This window comes from Christiangramia sabulilitoris (genome assembly GCF_007050985.1).
Lineage (GTDB): Bacteria > Bacteroidota > Bacteroidia > Flavobacteriales > Flavobacteriaceae > Christiangramia > Christiangramia sabulilitoris.
On record NZ_VHSF01000001.1, the window covers coordinates 1029601 to 1048751 of the forward strand.

The 19151-nt window shown below is 40.3% G+C and carries 10 protein-coding genes; 6 read left to right on the top strand and 4 right to left on the bottom strand.

Features of this window, described 5'->3' with window-relative positions; all coding sequences use genetic code 11:
* Positions 1-868: 868 nt before the first annotated feature.
* On the top strand, positions 869-3853 hold the full coding sequence (locus tag FGM01_RS04710) for a DNA polymerase III subunit alpha (RefSeq protein ID WP_143409969.1): 2985 nt from the start codon (positions 869-871) through the stop codon (positions 3851-3853).
* A gap of 862 nt (positions 3854-4715) precedes the next feature.
* Here the strand turns inward: FGM01_RS04710 and FGM01_RS04715 are convergent.
* Entirely contained in the window at positions 4716-6275 is a 1560-nt protein-coding gene (locus FGM01_RS04715; RefSeq protein WP_143409970.1) for an NAD(P)/FAD-dependent oxidoreductase, read from the bottom strand.
* A 107-nt stretch (positions 6276-6382) separates the two neighbouring features.
* Here FGM01_RS04715 and FGM01_RS04720 point away from each other — a divergent pair, with 107 nt between their 5' ends.
* Positions 6383-6817 carry a retropepsin-like aspartic protease gene (locus tag FGM01_RS04720; RefSeq protein WP_143409971.1) on the top strand — a complete coding sequence of 145 codons (435 nt, stop codon included), beginning with the start codon at positions 6383-6385 and terminating at the stop codon, positions 6815-6817.
* 237 nt (positions 6818-7054) lie between these two features.
* Here FGM01_RS04720 and odhB read toward each other — a convergent pair whose 3' ends face one another.
* The 3 genes from odhB to FGM01_RS04735 all read right to left on the bottom strand — a co-directional run bounded on the left by odhB (position 7055) and on the right by FGM01_RS04735 (position 12296).
* Positions 7055-8329, bottom strand: a complete 1275-nt coding sequence (gene odhB, locus FGM01_RS04725; RefSeq protein WP_143409972.1) for a 2-oxoglutarate dehydrogenase complex dihydrolipoyllysine-residue succinyltransferase — start codon at positions 8327-8329, stop codon at positions 7055-7057.
* 45 nt (positions 8330-8374) lie between these two features.
* A complete protein-coding gene (locus FGM01_RS04730; protein ID WP_143409973.1) occupies positions 8375-11155 on the bottom strand; it encodes a 2-oxoglutarate dehydrogenase E1 component in 2781 nt (926 codons plus the stop codon).
* A gap of 166 nt (positions 11156-11321) precedes the next feature.
* On the bottom strand, positions 11322-12296 hold the full coding sequence (locus tag FGM01_RS04735; RefSeq protein ID WP_143409974.1) for a polyprenyl synthetase family protein: 975 nt from the start codon (positions 12294-12296) through the stop codon (positions 11322-11324).
* Between the two features lie 140 nt (positions 12297-12436).
* Here FGM01_RS04735 and FGM01_RS04740 point away from each other — a divergent pair, with 140 nt between their 5' ends.
* The 4 genes from FGM01_RS04740 to FGM01_RS04755 are packed head-to-tail and all read left to right on the top strand — an operon-like array spanning position 12437 to position 19124.
* Positions 12437-13036 (top strand): TetR/AcrR family transcriptional regulator, encoded by a 600-nt coding sequence (locus FGM01_RS04740; RefSeq protein ID WP_143409975.1) that lies wholly within the window; start codon positions 12437-12439, stop codon positions 13034-13036.
* The gene (locus FGM01_RS04745) at positions 13026-14465 is read left to right on the top strand and encodes a TolC family protein (protein WP_143409976.1); all 1440 of its coding nucleotides are present in this window, start codon (positions 13026-13028) and stop codon (positions 14463-14465) included. Before FGM01_RS04740 ends, FGM01_RS04745 begins: the two co-directional genes overlap by 11 nt.
* A complete protein-coding gene (locus tag FGM01_RS04750; RefSeq protein WP_243735760.1) occupies positions 14455-15657 on the top strand; it encodes an efflux RND transporter periplasmic adaptor subunit in 1203 nt (400 codons plus the stop codon). Before FGM01_RS04745 ends, FGM01_RS04750 begins: the two co-directional genes overlap by 11 nt.
* Before the next feature lie 5 nt (positions 15658-15662).
* A complete protein-coding gene (locus FGM01_RS04755; protein ID WP_143409977.1) occupies positions 15663-19124 on the top strand; it encodes an efflux RND transporter permease subunit in 3462 nt (1153 codons plus the stop codon).
* The last annotated feature ends 27 nt before the right edge of the window (positions 19125-19151 follow it).

Consider the following 19151-nt stretch of genomic DNA (forward strand, 5'->3'; position numbering starts at 1 on the left):
CAGAAATTCGGATAAAGAGAGATTCTTCACTACGTTCAGAATGACAAAAGTATACCGTCATTTCGAAGGAGCAGGCGACTGAGAAATCTGTTTAAAAAGCCTCACATCAAAGAGATTTCTCCCTCCAGCCGAAATGACAAAAAGAAGTAAAATGTCACCCTGAACTCGTTTCAGGGTCTCAACAGATACTAAAACTCCCGATGCTTCGGGACAGCATGACGGAATGAAGGTTTTGGAACGTCCTCAGTTTCGACTTCGGGACCCGTAGGTGAAAGAAGCGTTAAAAAAGAATTGCTGTCTGACCGCAGGGAGTTCAATTCTTTTAGCTTCCGAGGCGTGATGGGTGAACAAGAAACTGAAGACTAGATTTTTTGTTTCTTTTTCATCAATGGAAAAAGAAAAAGGAAAGAAAGCAAATTAAAAATTTAAAAAGAAGCCATCCTTCGACTGCGCTCAGCATGACATATCGTTGTCATTCAGAGCGGAATGTAATGAAGCGAAGAATCTAAATAACAAAAATTCGAATGAAGAGAGATTCTTCACTACGTTCAGAATGACAAAAGTAAACCGTCATTTCGAAGGAGCAGGCGACTGAGAAATCTGTTTAAGAAGACTCACATCAAAGAGATTTCTCCCTCCGGCCGAAATGACAAAAAGAAGTAAAATGCCACCCTGAACTCGTTTCATGGTCTAAACAGATGCTGAAACTCCCAATGCTTCGGAATAGCATGACATCTCGTTGTCATTCAGAGCGAAATGCAGTGGAGCGAAGAATCTAAATAACAAAAATTCGAATGAAGAGAGACTCTTCACTACGTTCAGAATGACAAAAAACTGGGACTGCAAACTGAGAACCGGGAACTAAAAAATGTACTTAAACTGTCACACATATTACTCTTTACGCTACGGAACATTTTCGGTAAAAGAACTCTGTGAACTTGCGCGGAAAAATAGAATAAAACAACTGGCTGTTACAGATATTAACAATACTTCAGCCTGCCTGGAATTCATCAAAATAAATAAGGAAACTGATATTAAACCGCTTGTCGGGATCGACTTCAGAAATGGAGCAGACCAGCAATATATTGGTATTGCTAAAAATAATGCAGGGTTCCATCAGTTGAATAAACACCTCTCCCAACATCTTCATCAGAAAAAGGAATTTGAAGCAGAAGCTCCCCTCCTGCCCGACTCTTTTATTATTTATCCTTTTGAAAAAATAACTGCTTTAAAGAAGACAGATTTTAGAAGCAATGAGTTCATAGGAATTTCTATAGATAACCTGAGAAAATTGAAGTTTTCGGCATACCGCAAACTGGAAGATAAACTGGTGGTATTACAAACGGTAAGTTTCCGCAGTAAAAAAGATCATAACGCCCACCGGCTGTTAAGGGCAATAGATAATAACACCCTGCTAAGTAAACTTCCCGAGACTGAGCAGGGTTCATTTTCCCATCAAATGATCCCGGAAACTGAACTCAGAAAAGAATTTGAAGATTTCCCCCACATTCTGAAGAATACTCAAAAACTCATGGATTCCTGTAATGTGGATTTCGAATTTGGTCGCGGGCAGAACCGTAATCTCTTGGTAGCCGGGAAAAGCCCTGAAGAAGATATACACAAATTAACCAGCCTCTGCTATCAAAAACTTCCTGAAAAATATCCCGATGCAGATGAAAAAGTCTGTGCCCGGTTAAAAAAGGAACTGGATACCATTATCAAGCTAGGATTCGTTTCCTACTTTCTGATCAATCTGGACATTGTAAATTATGCCCGCTCCAAAAGATACCCTTTCGTTGGTCGTGGCAGTGGAGCAAACTCCGTCGTGGCTTATATTTTGGGAATTACCAATGTAGACCCCATAGAACTCGATCTTTATTTTGAACGCTTTATAAATCCTAACCGGAGTTCTCCTCCCGATTTTGACATAGATTTCTCATGGAAAGACCGGAATGATGTAACCGATTATATCTTCAGAACCTATAAAAACACCGCCCTGATGGGTACTTATGTGACCTTTAAAAGCAGAGCGGTGGCCAGGGAACTGGGAAAGGTGTTCGGTCTGCCAAAAGAGAATATCGATAAACTATCCTCAGGTTTTTTTGAATATAGCCAGCTGGACCACCTGGAAAAACTGGTATTACAATACAGCCGGCTTATTGAAGGCTTCCCTAATTATCTTAGCGTTCATTCCGGCGGAATCCTTATTCTGAACGATTCGGTCTTCAACTATGCCGGGACGTTCCTGCCTCCCAAGGGTTTTCAAACCATTCAGATAGATATGAATATCGCCGAAGATGTAGGTATTCATAAATTCGATATCCTGGCTCAGCGCGGACTTTCCAAGATTACTGATGCCATTGAGATCATAAAACAGAATCAGCCCGATGCAGAGATCGAGGATATAGAGAATATTTACGCCTTTAAAGAAGATCCTGCGATCAATGAGCTATTAAAAGTAGGGGATTGTATGGGAGTGTTCTATGTGGAGTCACCGGCCATGCGCGGATTACTTACCCGCCTGCAAACAGACAATTATATGAACCTGGTTGCAGCCAGCTCGGTAATACGGCCCGGTGTTTCCAGCGCAGGGATGAAAGAAGAATTCATCAGGCGACATCGTGATCCTGAGCTACGAAAACAGGCGCATCCGGTAATGTATAAGATCATGGAAGACACTTATGGAGTCATGGTCTACCAGGAAGATGTAATGAAGGTAGCGCACATCTTCGCCGGGCTGGATCTGGATGATGCCGATGTGCTTCGGCGTGGGATGAGCGGAAAGAAAACCTCTAAAGGACAGATGGAGAAGATCGAAAAGACCTTTAGAAAGAACTGCAAGGAAAAAGGCTACAGCGAGGAACTTACCAGTGAGGTCTGGGAACAAATCTCCTCTTTTGCGGGTTATGCTTTTCCCAAAGGGCATTCCGCTTCCTATGCGGTAGAGAGCTACCAGAGTTTATATTTAAAGAAATACTTTCCGCTGGAATTTATGGTTGCGGCTATTAATAACGGAGGTGGTTTTTACGATTTGCAGACCTATATTCAGGAAATAAGAAAATGCGGAGGCAAAATTCATGCACCTTGTATCAACAAAAGTGATCACCCTAATACCATCTACGGAAAAGATATCTACCTGGGGTTCGGTTACATTAAAGAACTGGAGGTTAAAACCGTTCAGCAGATCCTGGAGAACAGGCAGTTCTTCGGTTCTTTCAAGTCCATGGATGATTTTATAGACCGCATCTATATTTCTATTGAACAGTTAAGCTTATTATTAAAGATCAATGCATTTCGATTTACCGGAATAGATAAGCATGAACTGCTGTGGAAGGCCTATTTCAAACTTCATAACAGCAAACCCAAAAGCAGTCAGGCATTATTATTCAAACCTCAGCACCGTGATTTTGAACTTCCGGAATTTGAATATTCCAACCTTATCGAAGCTTATGATCAGATGGAGTTACTGGGATTTCCGCTTTGCAGTCATTTTGAGCTTTTAGAAGAACCTGTGAAAGATTCTGTAATGGCTAAAGATTTAAAAGACCATATTGGTAGAGATGTCGAGATCTACGGGAATCTGGTCAACTCGAGAAAAACAGGAACCTCCAATGGTAAATACATGTATTTTGGTACTTTTTACGACATAAACGGAGATATTTTTGATACCGTTCTATTTCCTAAAGTCGCTGAAAAATACTCGCTCAGAAGCAGGGGTATCTATAAGTGTTTTGGAAAGGTGATGTATGATCTTGGTTATATTTCCCTGGACATTAAATGGATCTCAAGGCAGGCTACAAAGACAGATCCCAGACTGGTGGAAACCGGTTTTAAAGTGGGTGTGGGGAGTTAAGATATACACTTCGACAGCGCTCAGTAAGACATTTCGCTGTCATTCAGAGCGAAAAGACGTGTAATGAAGATTCTGAACAAAAGAAATTCAGTTAGCAGAGATTCTTCACTATGTTCAGAATGACAAAAGGTTGAAAAGAGAAAATGGCAAGAAAAAGAAATTTGCAGAGCAAGAAAGGTTTCGGTACTCAAGCACACTTCGACTGCGCTCAGTGTGACATTCGGCTGTCATTCAGAGCGAAAAGAAATGCAGCGAAGAATCTGAACAAAAGAAATTCAGTTAGCAGAGATTCTTCATTACGTTCAGATGGACAAAAGGTGAAATGAGAAAATAACCAGCAAAAGAGATTTCTACCTTTGGTCGAAATGACATAAAATTTCAGAGCATGAGAGGTTTCGGTACTCAAGCACACTTCGACTATGCGCAGTGTGACATTTCGCTGTCATTCAGAGCGAAAAGAAGTGCAGCGAAGAATCTAAACAAAAGAAAATCAGTTAGCAGAGATTTTTCACTATGTTCAGAATGACAAAAGATTGAAAAGAGAAACTGACAGGAAAAAGAAATTTGCAGAGCAAGAGAGGTTTCAGTACTCAAACACACTTCGACTGCGCTCAGTGTGACATTTCGATGTCATTCAAAACGAAAAGACGTGTATTGAAGATTCTGAACAAAAAAATTCAGTTAGCAGAGATTCTTCCCTACGTTCAGAATGACCAAAAGTTGAACAGTAAAATAACAAGAATAAAAGATTTCTCCTTTTGGTCGATATGACAAAAGCGGGACGTCACCCTGAACTCGTTTCAGGGTCCTAAAAGATGCTAAAACAAGTTCAGCATAATTAATTGATAATATTCAAGAAAAATTAAACCTGAGCATACTTCTTCGCGATCGCATCTACGCAGTTGATCCCGTCGATCGCTGCAGAAATAATACCACCGGCGTAACCGGCACCTTCACCACACGGATAAAGTCCTTCTATTTGAACATGTTCGAGAGTTTCAGGATTACGCGGAATCAGGACCGGTGAGGACGTTCTGCTTTCCGGAGCATGCAGCACCGCATCGTTGGTATAATAGCCTTTAAGTTTTTTCCCGAATTGCACAAAAGCTTTGCGTAAACGACGGGCGATAAGATCTGGTAATACTTTATTGAGATCAACGCTTACGATACCCGGCTGGTAGGAAGTTCTGGGGAAATCCTTAGAAACCTTACCTTCTACGAAATCCTTCATTCGCTGCGCCGGAACCTGTTGAGTTTTCCCCGCAGCTTCCCAGCATTTCCTTTCCACTTCTTTCTGAAAATCCAGGCATACAAAAGGATCGTCGGGCCTGAAATTGGGAAGATCTGAAGGTTCGATACTCACTACAATACCCGAGTTGGAATATGGATTATTACGCTTGCTTGGGCTCCAGCCATTGGTTACCACTTCTTCCTGTTCTGTCGCACATGGAGCGATAATTCCTCCGGGGCACATACAGAATGAGTAAACTCCCATTCCTTCAACCTGCTCCACCAGACTATAGGAAGCCGGTGGTAAATATGGATTCTCATCATCCCCATGATACTGTATATGATCTATAAGCTTTTGCTGGTGCTCAATTCGCACCCCTAATGCAAATGGTTTCGCTTCGATCTTAATTTTCTTATCATGTAACAGGTAAAAAATATCCCGCGCAGAATGTCCTGTAGCCAGGATCACCTCATCAAACGAATACCATTTTTCAGCATTGATCTCTATGGCTTCTATTCGATCCTTATTAAGTTTAAAGTCGGTAAGTTTTGCATTGAAATGCACCTCCCCACCTGCCTCGATCACTGCTTCCCGCATCGCGGTAATGATCTTTGGAAGTTTATTAGTACCAATATGTGGATGTGCATCCACCAGAATATCGGGATCGGCACCAAATTCTACAAACCACTCCAGGGCTTTCAATACGTTACCTCTTTTTTTAGATCGCGTATATAGTTTCCCATCTGAATAAGTCCCTGCTCCACCTTCACCAAAACAATAATTAGATTCGGGATTCACGATTTGCTCCTTATTGATCTTTGCCAGATCAAACCTTCGGGATCTCACATCTTTACCGCGTTCAAAAACAATAGGTTTCAGGCCTGCTTCAACAGCCCGCAGTGCCGCATACAACCCGGCAGGGCCGGCACCGATTATGGCAATTTTTTTTGAATCAGTAACATTTTGTGGTACGAAAGTGGGGATTAAAACTTTTTCTTCCCCGTTTTTCCATATCTCGATCTGCAGATTCAGTCGCACTGGTTTTTTACGTGCATCAATAGAGCGTTTCCTGATTCTCCAGTCGCTAATATCATCCTTACGAATATTTGATTTCTGCACTACCCTGTTCAATAACAGATGACGATCTTCTATCTCATGGGGCAGGGCCGTGATTTGTACCAATGTGCTCATGGGCGCAAAGATAATATCTAATTATTTTAGAAAATAAATTGTCATAAGGATTAAAAAGTCTCTTCGCCTCCAAATATTCTAGAATCCTATATTTGTAAATAAAAAAAATGACCTTAAAAAAGCTGTTAGAAGAAAAAGGCTATCATCGAATCAAGATGAAATTCACAAAAACCAATCATTTGGAATTAGTCGCAAAGATCAATGACATAGAGGGTAATTTTATTTTAGATACCGGTGCCTCAAGCACCTGTGTGGGGATAGACGCCATAGAGCATTTTGACCTGTTATCTGAAGACAGTGATATTAAAGCTGCCGGAGCAGGAGCTACTAATATGCTTACCCAGGTTTCTCAAAAAAATACGCTGCAGATCAACGACTGGAAAAAGAAAAAAGTGGATCTGGTTCTATTTGACCTTAAACATGTAAACGAAGCTCTTGTAAATCATAAGGCGGAGAAAGTTCATGGCATTATCGGAGCAGACATCCTCAAGAAAGGAAAAGCAATTATAGATTATAAAAACAGAACGTTATTTTTAAAATAAGGGGAAAAATCCCCTTGGCGTATAGCATGATTAGAATTAGGTTTGGGGAAACCAACCAAAAAATTCTGATATCAAAGCTAAATTACTCTCTCAATCACTCATTGTCCTTCTAGCTATACTAGTCTTTTTTACTTTAGCACTTAATGTAACCCGTTTGTTAGTTTTGTTTTAATTTTTGTTAGCATAAAAAAGGGGTCCGCTTTGCGAACCCCTTTTTTATTGAATATTAGTTGCCCTCTACAATTCCAGAGCTCTTTTTACATCATTACCCATCAATAATTCTTCCGGATTCTCCAGTGCTTCTTTTACGGCAACCAGGAAACCTACAGATTCCTTACCGTCAATGATTCTATGGTCATATGATAAAGCCACATACATGATTGGTCTTATCTCTACATGACCATCAATCGCTACCGGTCTCTCCACGATATTGTGCATTCCTAGGATCGCACTTTGTGGGGGGTTGATAATTGGTGTTGAAAGCATGGAGCCAAATACACCACCGTTGGTGATAGTAAAAGTACCTCCTGTCATTTCGTCTACAGTGATCTTGCCATCACGCGCTCTAAGAGCTAGACGTTTTACCTCAGCCTCGACACCGCGAAAACTTAAGTTTTCCGCATTTCTTATTACCGGAACAGTAAGACCTTTTGGACCTGAAACTGCAATACTAATATCCTTATAATCATAGCTAACCATATAATCTCCATCGATCATAGAGTTCACTGCAGGATATTCATTTAAAGCACGAATTACGGCCAGTGTGAAGAAAGACATAAACCCAAGGCTCACCCCGTGTTTATCTTTAAATTCTTCCTTGTATTTTTTTCTTAATTCAAAAATTGGAGACATATCTACTTCGTTAAAAGTAGTAAGCATGGCTGTATCGTTCTTTGCACTTACCAATCGCTCGGCAAGCTTACGACGAAACATAGACATTTTCTTCTTCTCTTCTCCCCTGGATCCTGTACCCGGTGTACCCATTGAAGCTTTAGCTTCCACGGCATCCTCTTTAGTTACACGACCATCTCTTCCAGATCCTTTTACGTCTTTAGAGTCAATTCCTTTTTCATCAAGAATTTTTTTGGCCGCAGGTGAAGGACTTCCTGTAGCATAAGTATCCTGTTTTTGCTTGGGAGTACTTGATTTTGAAGGCTCTTCTGTTTTAGCATCAGCTTTTTCACTATCCTTCTTATCTTTAGTTTCCTCCTGACGTTCTTTTTCTTCCTCTTCAGCAGGTTTATCTTCTGAAGTGTCTCCACTACCAGGTTTCTTAGCTTCGGTATCTATAAGGCAAACAACCTCACCAACTTCAACTACATCGCCTTCTTCAGCCTTAAGGGTGATAATACCACTGGCTTCTGCCGGAAGTTCCAGAGTTGCTTTATCGCTGTCTACTTCGGCTACCGCCTGATCTTTTTCAACGTAATCCCCGTCTTCTACCAGCCACTGGGCTATTTCCACTTCAGTGATGGATTCCCCGGGTGAAGGGACTTTCATTTCTAAGGCCATGATTTTTATCTATTTAGTCTCCTGAAATTACAGGAAAATTGATTCTTAATTATTTTCTTCTTCTTTTAAATTCTTATCAAAAACACTGTTGATCACTCGTTCGTGCCTTTTCTTGAAACGTACTGAACTTCCTGCAGCAGGCGAACCATAAAATTTACGGCTGCATACCCTGAAGTTTCGGGATTCATGAAAATGCAATAGTAAATGGGCATAAGCACCCATATTGCGAGGCTCTTCCTGAGCCCAGACTACATCATCAGCATTTTTATATTTTTCCATCATATCTCTCATCTCTGAGGATGGTAATGGAAATAATTGTTCAATACGCACCAGGGCAACATCATCACGATCATTCTCTTCCTTAAATTTCAGAAGATCATAGTAGAATTTACCAGTACAAAAAACAAGTGTTTTTACATGATCAACTTTTGCCTCAGCATCATCTATAAGTGGCTGGAAGCTCCCAGTCGCAAATTCCTCTTTAGTAGAAATCACCTTCGGATGGCGCAATAAACTTTTAGGCGTGAAAATGATCAATGGCTTTCTAAATTCAGCCTTCATTTGTCTTCTTAAAATATGGAACATGTTGGCCGGCGTGGTAACATCTGCCACATACATATTGTCCTTCGCACAAAGCTGAAGGAATCGCTCCATCCTTCCTGATGAATGCTCTGCACCCTGGCCTTCGTAACCATGAGGCAGCAACATTACCAGACCATTCTGTAATTTCCACTTATCTTCCGCAGCAGAAATATACTGGTCTATCATGATCTGTGCTCCATTCACAAAATCTCCAAACTGAGCTTCCCAGATCGTCAGAGTGGTTGGACTGGCCATGGCATAACCATAATCAAAACCAACAACCCCGTATTCTGAAAGAAGAGAGTTATAAATAAAGAAATCTCCGTCTCTCTCTTTTATATTATTATGAAGAATGATCTCTTCCTCGCTGTCTTCAACCTTAACCACGGCATGACGGTGAGAGAAAGTTCCTCTTTCCACATCCTGCCCGGTGATCCTGATGTTATATCCTTCAGCCATTAAAGAACCATAAGCAAGATGCTCGGCCATAGACCAGTCCAGCTTATTATCCTCAAAATACATTTTCTTACGGCCGTCTATGATCTTCTGGATCTTTCTCATGAATTTTTTACCCTCGGGTAATTGAGAAATCGCTTCGGCTACTTTATCAAGTTTATCAATGTCGAAAGTAGTTTCTACGTTCTCCATCATAAAATCCTCCTGCACATTCTGGAAGCCATCCCATTCATCCTGCATAAAAGGAGTAATCCTCGTGGTTTCCTCTTTTCTGGAGTCTTCCAGTTTTTCTTCAAGAGCAGATTTATAGGTATCTTCCAGCTTCTGCAGATATTCGTCATCTGCAACACCTTCTTTTTTCAACTTTTCAAAGTAAATATCACGGGCATTTTCATGCTTCGAGATCGCTTTATAAAGTTTTGGCTGGGTAAATCTTGGTTCATCTCCTTCATTATGGCCGTATTTTCTGTAGCCGAGAAGATCGATGAAAACGTCCCTTTTAAATTTCATCCTGAAATCCAGTGCAAAAAGTATGGCATGTACAACTGCTTCAGCATCGTCTGCATTCACATGCAATACCGGGGAAAGCGTCACCTTCCCAACATCTGTACAATAAGTTGAACTTCTTGCATCAAGATAATTTGTGGTAAAACCAATCTGGTTATTTACCACAATATGTATAGTCCCACCGGTTTCATAACCTTCCAGCTGGGCCATCTGTACTAATTCATATACCAGACCCTGCCCTGCGATGGCTGCATCTCCATGAACGAGAATAGGTAATACTTTTGAATTATCCCTATTATAACGTCTGTCCTGTTTTGCCCTGGTAATCCCCTCTACTACCGCTCCCACTGTTTCCAGGTGAGAAGGGTTCGGGGCAATATTTATATTTATTTCCTTGCCCGTATCTGTAGTACGGCATGAAGTCCATCCAAGGTGATATTTTACATCTCCGTCAAAAATATCCTGTTCGTAATCTTTTCCGTCAAATTCACTAAAAATATCCTTGGCATTTTTTCCGAAGATATTAGTTAACGTATTCAGTCTACCACGGTGAGCCATCCCCATTACGAATTCTTCCACTCCTAATTCGGCAGCTTTTTCGATCAGCGCATCAAGTGCAGGGATCAAACTCTCTCCACCTTCCAGTGAAAATCGCTTCTGTCCAACATATTTGGTGTGAAGGAATGATTCAAAAGAAACTGCTTCATTCAGTTTCTTTAGAATTTGTTTTTTCTGAGCTTCATCAAATTTTGGATGATTCTCATTTATATTCAGCTTGTCCTGTATCCACTGGATTTCCTCTGGTTTACGAATATACATATACTCGATCCCGATAGATTCACAGTAGATCCTTTCCAGGTGTCTTATGATTTCCTTGAGTGTGGTTGGTCCTATCCCAAGAATATCTCCCGCGTTGAACGTAGTATTAAGATCACTTTCTTCCAGCCCGAAATTTGAAATCTCGAGAGTAGGGGTATATTTTCTACGCTCTCTAACCGGGTTGGTTTTGGTAAATAAATGCCCTCGGGTACGATAACCATCAATAAGACGAATTACCTGGAATTCTTTTACAACGTGTGTCGGTATCTCCCCTTCTGAAAAATCTACAGGAGCTTCACGCATTATTTCCTCTGAAAGGCCATTTTCCTGCATTCCAAAGTCAAATCCCTGGAAGAAAGCCCTCCAACTGGGCTCCACGCTATCGGGATGTTTTAAGTATTGATCGTAAAGTTCTGCGAAATATGCAGTATGAGCAGCATTTAGAAATGAAAATCTATCCATAGAATTGAAACAAATGTTTCTTTTTGTTTATAAAAACATAGCAAAAATACAATTTTTAAGAAAAACAGCTTGCAGGCATTATGATAATTCTCTATTGGATTATAGGAAATTTAACAATACCTGAATTTGAAGCAATAACTAACTGTTAGTTATGAAGTTGTAAAAGTTACACCTGTCTCTCCATAAGCATTTGCCCGAAACTGCGCAGAGGTTCTTTGCGATCTTCGGCCAATTCAATTTTATCCAGGATCTCGAATGCCTTATCGGTATAATTCTCTATTTCCTTCCGGGTAAGTTCCGCTGCCCCGCTACTTTCGAACAGTGCTTTTACTGCCTCGATCTTTCCGGAATTGTCTAATGGGGAAATACTGTATAAATGTTCCAGCTGCCGGGCCTCACCTGGACTGGCAAGTTCCAGCGTCTTTAAATAGAGAAAGGTCTTTTTGTTTTCAATAATATCACCACCGGGTTGTTTACCGAATGTTTCCGGATCTCCAAAGGCATCCAGATAGTCATCCTGAAGTTGAAAAGCAATTCCCAGCAACCTTCCGTATTGGTAAATGGCATCTTTACATGCCGGCGAAGTTTCTGCGACAATCGCTCCCATTTGCAGTGAAGCTCCCACCAAAACGGCAGTTTTATATTCGATCATTAACAGGTAATCTTCGATACTAACATCATCCCGGGTTTCAAAATCTATATCATATTGCTGACCCTCACAAACCTGTATCGCCGTCTTGGTAAATAATTTGGATAATTCCTTGAACATTTCACCTTCGTAACTTTCAAAAAGCTGATAGGCATTGATCAACATAGCATCTCCTGAAAGGATTCCGGTATTAATATCCCATTTTTCATGAACGGTCTCCTTCCCTCTTCGAATAGGGGCATCATCCATGATATCATCATGAACCAAAGAAAAATTATGAAAGATCTCAATAGCCAGAGCCGCATCAAGTGCCTTTCTATAATCGCAGTCAAAAATTTCTGTTGCCATTAACACTAGTACCGGCCTTAACCTTTTCCCACCTTGTTCAAGTATATAAACCATAGGCTCATAAAGATTAGCAGGCTCCTGTACTTTAATCTTTTCGTGCAGATAATCGATTATCGCTTCTCTATACTGGGAAATGGCAAGCATGTACTTAGAAATTTTTCGCTAAAATACCATAATTGGTAGTATTTCAAATTTTAAGCGGATGTTAAATAAATCTGAAACTATGGAAACTTTTATTGTTTTTAAAGTTTCCATGACCTAATTTTGCCAGAAATTTTCTGCCAGTGAAAGAAGATATTTTAAATACGGCCGCAGAGATGTTCCTAAATTATGGTTTCAAAAGTGTGACCATGGATGACATTGCCGAAAAACTGGGTATCTCCAAGAAAACCATTTACAACCATTATTCCACAAAGAGTAAACTGGTGCTTTCTACGAGTCATCATATTTTTGAAAAGATCAATACCGGAATTGAAAAGATTCGGGAAAAACAACAAAACCCGATCAAAGAGAATTTTGAGATTAAGCGCTTTGTAATACATCATCTTAAGGACGAGAATACCTCTCCACATTTTCAGTTACAGAAATACTATCCTAAAGCTTTTGAAAGTCTTAAAGGAAAACAATTTCAACTTTTAGACAATTGTATTAGCGATAATATTAACCGTGGAATTAAAAGCGGTTATTATCGTAAAGATCTTCCTGTAGATTTTATTAGCCGTATTCATTTCGTTGGGATGCTGGGCATCAAGGATGTCAACCTTTTTCCCGTAGAGAAATACAGCCACTCAAAATTGATGGATTACTTCCTTGAATATCACTTGCGTGCTATCTGCACCCCAAAAGGAATAGAAACCTTAGAAGAAATTTTAAATGAAAAATAAACTCACTTTTATATTTAGTTTCCTGTTTACATTTTCTGCCGGCCTTATGGCACAGGAACAACCAAATCAAACCTATAGTTTCTCTCTCGCCGAAGCCATTGAATTCGGGATCGAGAATAATTATCAATCCCGGATTGCTGAAAAAGATATTGAGATCGCTTTGAAAAAAAAATGGGAGATTATCGCACAGGGTTTACCGCAAATAAGTGGTGCAGTAGATTATCAGAATTTTTTAAAACAACCGGTAACGCTATTACCTGCCGCTGCATTTGATAATACTGAAAGCACCATTGATATTGTACAGGAGTACTTTAATAATGTAGAAAGAAACAATACCCCGGTAGATGCTCCTGAAGGTTTTATCCCGGTGAGATTTGGAACAAAACAAAGCGTGAATGCCAATGCTACCTGGAGCCAGTTAATTTTTGACGGAACTTATATAGTTGGGATTCAATCTGTGCAAACCCTCCTGCAAATTTCAAAGAATGCCAAAACTAAAACCGATCTTGAAATAAAGAAAGCCGTGATCAATGCTTATGGTAACGTACTTCTTGCTGAAGAAAGTGTTGAGATCTACAGAAAAAATGTCAGGACTTTACAAAAAACCTATGACGACACTAAACTAATTTTTGAAAACGGGTTAACCGAACAGGAAGATGTTGAGCAATTGGAAATAACGCTGATCAACCTTAAAAACAACCTCAACAGAAGCGAAAGAATGAGAAGCATCGCTTACGAAATGCTGAACTTAAGTCTGGGTATCCCGGTTGAAAATAAAGTGATTCTTACCAATAACCTGAATGAATTGGCGATAAAATTTTATGAACCAGAACTTCTGGAAGAAAATATTCCGGTAGAGGACAATATTGATTACCGAATTGCCAAAAATTCGGCTGAATCGGCCCAGATACAGATCAGACTTCAAAAAGCCAGGGCTTTACCTACCCTAACCGGGTTTGTGAATTACGGTTACCAGGGATTTAGCGATGAATTTACCTTCCTGAACGGAAACCAGGAATATTTTGGACAGTCCATCCTGGGAATAAGTCTTAATATTCCCATTTTTAGTAGTGGCATGAGAAGTTCCAGAACAAAGCAGCGGGAAATTGAATATGAACAAGCTTTATTGAACCTGGAACGAACTGAGAATGAAGTGAAGGGACAAATCAATATGGCCAGGAGTGAATATGATTATGCCATAGAAAATTACCAAAACTCTTTAAGAAACCTGGAGCTTGCAGAGCGGATAGAAAAAAAGAATCAGGTTAAATTTTTTGAAGGTATCGCCAGCAGCTTTGAACTAAGTGAAGCACAACGCCAGCTTTACACGGCACAACAAAATTATTTACAATCCATGTACAACGTGATCACAGCTAAGGTTGAGCTGGAAAACTTACTCGATGACAGAACCTATAACGATGAAAACTAATCTCCACTATATTAAAAAGAACATGAAAAAATTAATACTACTATTTGGACTATCCCTGTTTTTGGTTTCCTGTGGCGGAGACGAGGAAACTAAATCTATAGAACAGGTCATCGAAAGTGAAGACCTGAGCCAGATCAAAGCAAAAAAATCTGAATTAAGCGACCAGCAGGCTAAGATCGCAGGACAAATTGATGAACTGGATGAAGCGATCAAAAAATTGGACAAGAACCGCAGAATGGATCTGGTTAGCATTTATAAAGTAACCGATACTCTGTTCAAGCATTATGCTGAAGTACAGGGTAATGTCGCCACAGATGAGAATATTATCATCTACCCGGAATTTTCAGGCATTCTTACTGAAGTATTGGTAAATGAGGGTCAGAAAGTTTCCAAAGGCCAGGTTCTGGCCAGAATTGATGACGGTGGACTAAGAAACGAACTTGCTCAACTGGACGCCCAGGCAAAACTCGCAAAAACAACCTATGAAAGACAAAAAAGATTATGGGAACAAAATATAGGTTCAGAAATGCAATATCTGGAAGCAGAAACTAATTATGAAGCCTTACAAAGTTCTGTAAACAGTTTAAAATCAAGACTGGGTAAAACAGTGGTTAGAGCACCTTTTAGCGGCGTTGTAGATGAAGTAATTAGTGAACAGGGTGAAGTGGTAAATCCCGGACAGAATCAGCTCTTTAGATTAATAAGCCTCGATAAAATGTATGTGGAGGCAGATGTCCCCGAAAATTATCTTAATACTGTTTCAAAAGGCACCGACGTAAAAGTAAGTATCGGCTCTGTGGGCCGTGAATTTGAGGGAAAGATAAGCCAGGTGGGAAACAATATTAATCCTAATAACAGGACATTTAGAATCGAGGTTGCTGTACCAAATGAAAAAGATCTTATCAAACCAAACCAGATCGCCACTATAAAATTAAATGACTACACTTCAGAAAATGCCATAGTAATTCCAGAAAGCAGCATTCAGAAAAATGCCATGGGCGAAAACATTGTTTATGTGCTGGAGCAGGAAAATGACAAGGATTTTGGAACAGCTAAAAAAGTAGTCGTGGAAACAGGACTGGTTTATAATGATTCGATAGAAATAAAACAAGGGCTTACTTCAGGGCAGATCTTAATTACAGATGGTGCCAAAAATATTCGCGATGGCCAGGAAGTTAAATTCAGAAAATAAGCAGAATGAAATTAGATAAAGAATTCAAACTCTCCTCCTGGGCCATAGACAACAAGATGACGGTGTATGTCATCATAGCCATCATCATGATTGGCGGGCTACTGTCTTATTACAGCATGCCCAGAGAGTCGTTCCCTGAAATTATTGAGACTAAAATATATGTAAGCTCGATCAATCCCGGGAATTCTGCAGAAGATGTGGAGAAATTCATTACTGAACCTCTGGAAGAGGAATTTAATGATGTTGGCGGCGTAAAAGAGATCACTTCCACTACTCTACAGGATTACTCACTGGTGATCGTGGAATTTGAGGAAGAGGTAAACGTAGATGTTGCCAAGCAAAAGATAAAGGATAAGGTAGATTTGGTGAAGGCTGAAACCACCTGGCCAACCCTGGATAACGGAGCAAAAGTAGAACCTAATGTATTCGACCTCAACCTTTCTGAAGAGCAGCCTATACTTAATATCAACCTAACTGGCGACTATACGGTCCAGCAATTAAAGGACTACGCTGAATATCTGCAGGAAAAGATCGAATTATTACCCCAGATCAAAGAAGCAAGCATTCGTGGTGCCGAAGAAATGGAAGTTGAGATTGCTGTGGATATTTATAAAATGAGTGCTTCAGAGGTAAGTTTTCAGGATATTATTAGCGCGGTAGGTTCAGAAAACAGGACGATATCCGGAGGTAATATTATCACCAGTGGAGTACAAAAGAATATCAGGATCATTGGAGAGATCGAAGATCCCAAAGAGCTGGAAAATGTGGTGGTAAAAAGAGAAGGTGGTAACATTTTTTTAAAGGATATCGCCAGTATCAATTTTCAGGAAAAGGACGCTACAACCTACGCACGTGAATATGGTGAGCCGGTAGTTATGCTGGATGTTAAGAAACGTAGCGGAAAAAACATGATCGAGGCCGTAGATGAGATCAAGGAGATCGTAAGGAAAGAACAGGAGGAATACCTGCCAGAATCCTTAGAAATAAGCCTTACCAATGACCTTTCTACAGACACCAGAAACCAGGTAAATGACCTGGTAAATAACATCATTTTCGGGGTGATCCTGGTAGTTTTGGTACTGATGTTTTTCCTGGGCTTTAGAAATTCTCTATTTGTTGGTCTGGCTATTCCGCTTTCCATGTTTCTTTCGTATATCATTTTATCCAGTCTTGGTTACACCCTTAATACAATGGTATTATTTGCCCTGGTCATGGGACTGGGAATGCTGGTTGATAACGGGATCGTGGTTGTTGAAAACGTTTATACCTTAATGGATGAAGGCTGGCCTAGGATCAAAGCTGCCAAACAGGGACTAGGTGAGATCGCATGGCCAATTATCGCCTCGACTGCAACAACTCTTATGGCGTTCTTCCCACTGGGATTATGGCCGGGAACTATCGGGAAATTCATGGTGATATTTCCAATTACCCTCTCCATAGTTTTAGGGTCATCCCTTTTTGTGGCTTTAATCATCAACTCCATGTTAACCTCTCAGTTCATGAAAACTGAAGAAGGAAGGATCTCAAAAAAGAGACTTATAAGAATCAGTATCATCATGGCCATCACAGGAATCGTATTGCTGGTATCAGGATTTCTACTAAAAATAGGAGTTTTAAGGGCATTGGGTAATCTTACCCTTCTGGGAGTGATCCTGCTTTGGTTTTATAAATATGTTCTTTCTGGCGCGGTAAAATACTTTCAGTTTAAATCATTGAAGAAACTGGAAAGCAACTACGAACGTTTTCTAAAATTCGCCCTGAGAGGAAGAAAGGCTTATGGTTTCTTCTTCGGAACCCTGCTATTGTTATTTCTTTCTTTCGTCCTGATTGGATTGGTGCAGCCGGATGTGCTCTTCTTCCCGGAAAATCAACCCAAGCAGGTGATCACATATATAGAATATCCAGAAGGTACAGACATTGAGAAGACTAACAGACTCACAAGGAAAATAGAAGATCAGATCTTTAATGTCGTAGAAAAATACGAGGATGAAGATGGTTATAATTACATGGTAGAATCTGTGATCTCGCAGGTTGGTGAAGGAGCGGGAAATCCCCAAACAGATGGCGGCCAGCAAAACGCCATGCCTCACAAGGGAAAAGTGACCATCGTGATGCGTGAATTCAAAAAACGCCGTGGAGTGGAAAGTTCTCAGGTTCTGGCTGAAGTAAGGGAAGCCGTCAATGAATTCCCCGGTGCTTCCATTCAGGTAGAAAAAGATGCCGCCGGACCTCCATCAGGATATCCTATCAATATGGAGTTAAAGGGTGAAGATTATGAATCCATGCTGGCAGAAGCCGAAAACCTGAGATCCTATATTCAGGAATTGAGTATTCCGGGAATCGAAGAGTTAAAAATTGATGTCAATAAATCTAAACCTGAACTTGATGTTAGAGTAGACCGAAGAAAAGCCGGCCAACTGGGGGTTTCTACCACGCAGGTAGGTCAGACCCTTAGACGGGCTATATATGGGGAAGAAGTATCTACCTATAAAGAAGGTGATGATGATTATGAGGTGAATGTGCGGTTTAACGAGGAATACAGGTATGATGAGAATGCGCTTTTCAATCAGCCCATCACCTTTAAAGACCAAAATTCAGGACAAACCAGGCAGATCCCTATTTCTTCTCTGATAGAAACCGAAGTAGCTTCCTCTTTCAGCTCGATAAAAAGAAAAGACCTCAAAAGGGTGATCACGGTTTATTCCAACGTACTTCAGGGTTATAATGGTAACCAGATCGTAGATCAATTAAAAACAGCTCTGAAAAATTATGAAATGCCAGATGATATTTCTCTGGAATTTACGGGAGAACAGGAAGAGCAGGAAGAAAACATGAATTTCCTATTAAAAGCATTATTAATTGCCCTGGGAGGAATCTTATTAATTCTGGTGGCTCAGTTTAACTCTGTTTCCAAACCAATCATAATTTTAATGGCGGTAGTCTTGAGTTTGGTCGGGGTGTTCTTGGGCTTGATCATCTTTCAGATGGATTTTATCATTATCATGACGATGATGGGTATTATATCACTAGCAGGGATCGTAGTGAATAATGCGATCGTACTAATAGATTATACCCAGATATTAATAGATCGCAAGAAAAAAGAACTTGGACTTGATAATGATGAGCTTCTTACCAGGGCACAATATTTTGATGTAATCGTAAGAGGTGGAAAATCCAGGTTAAGACCTGTATTGCTTACAGCAATTACCACAGTACTTGGGTTAATACCGCTCGCTGTTGGTCTGAACATTGATTTCTTTGGCTTAATTACAGATTATGATCCGGGAGTTTATATTGGAGGTGATAATGTGATCTTCTGGGGACCACTTGCCTGGACCGTGATCTTCGGACTGGTTTTCGCAACCTTCCTCACCCTAGTGGTAGTCCCGGTTATGTTCTATCTCGTGAACCGTGCGAAAGTAAGATTTGCAGATAAACGTAAAGAGAGGCAATTAAGTAAAGCCTGATAAAATAAAAACCCCGAAGCCTTGCTC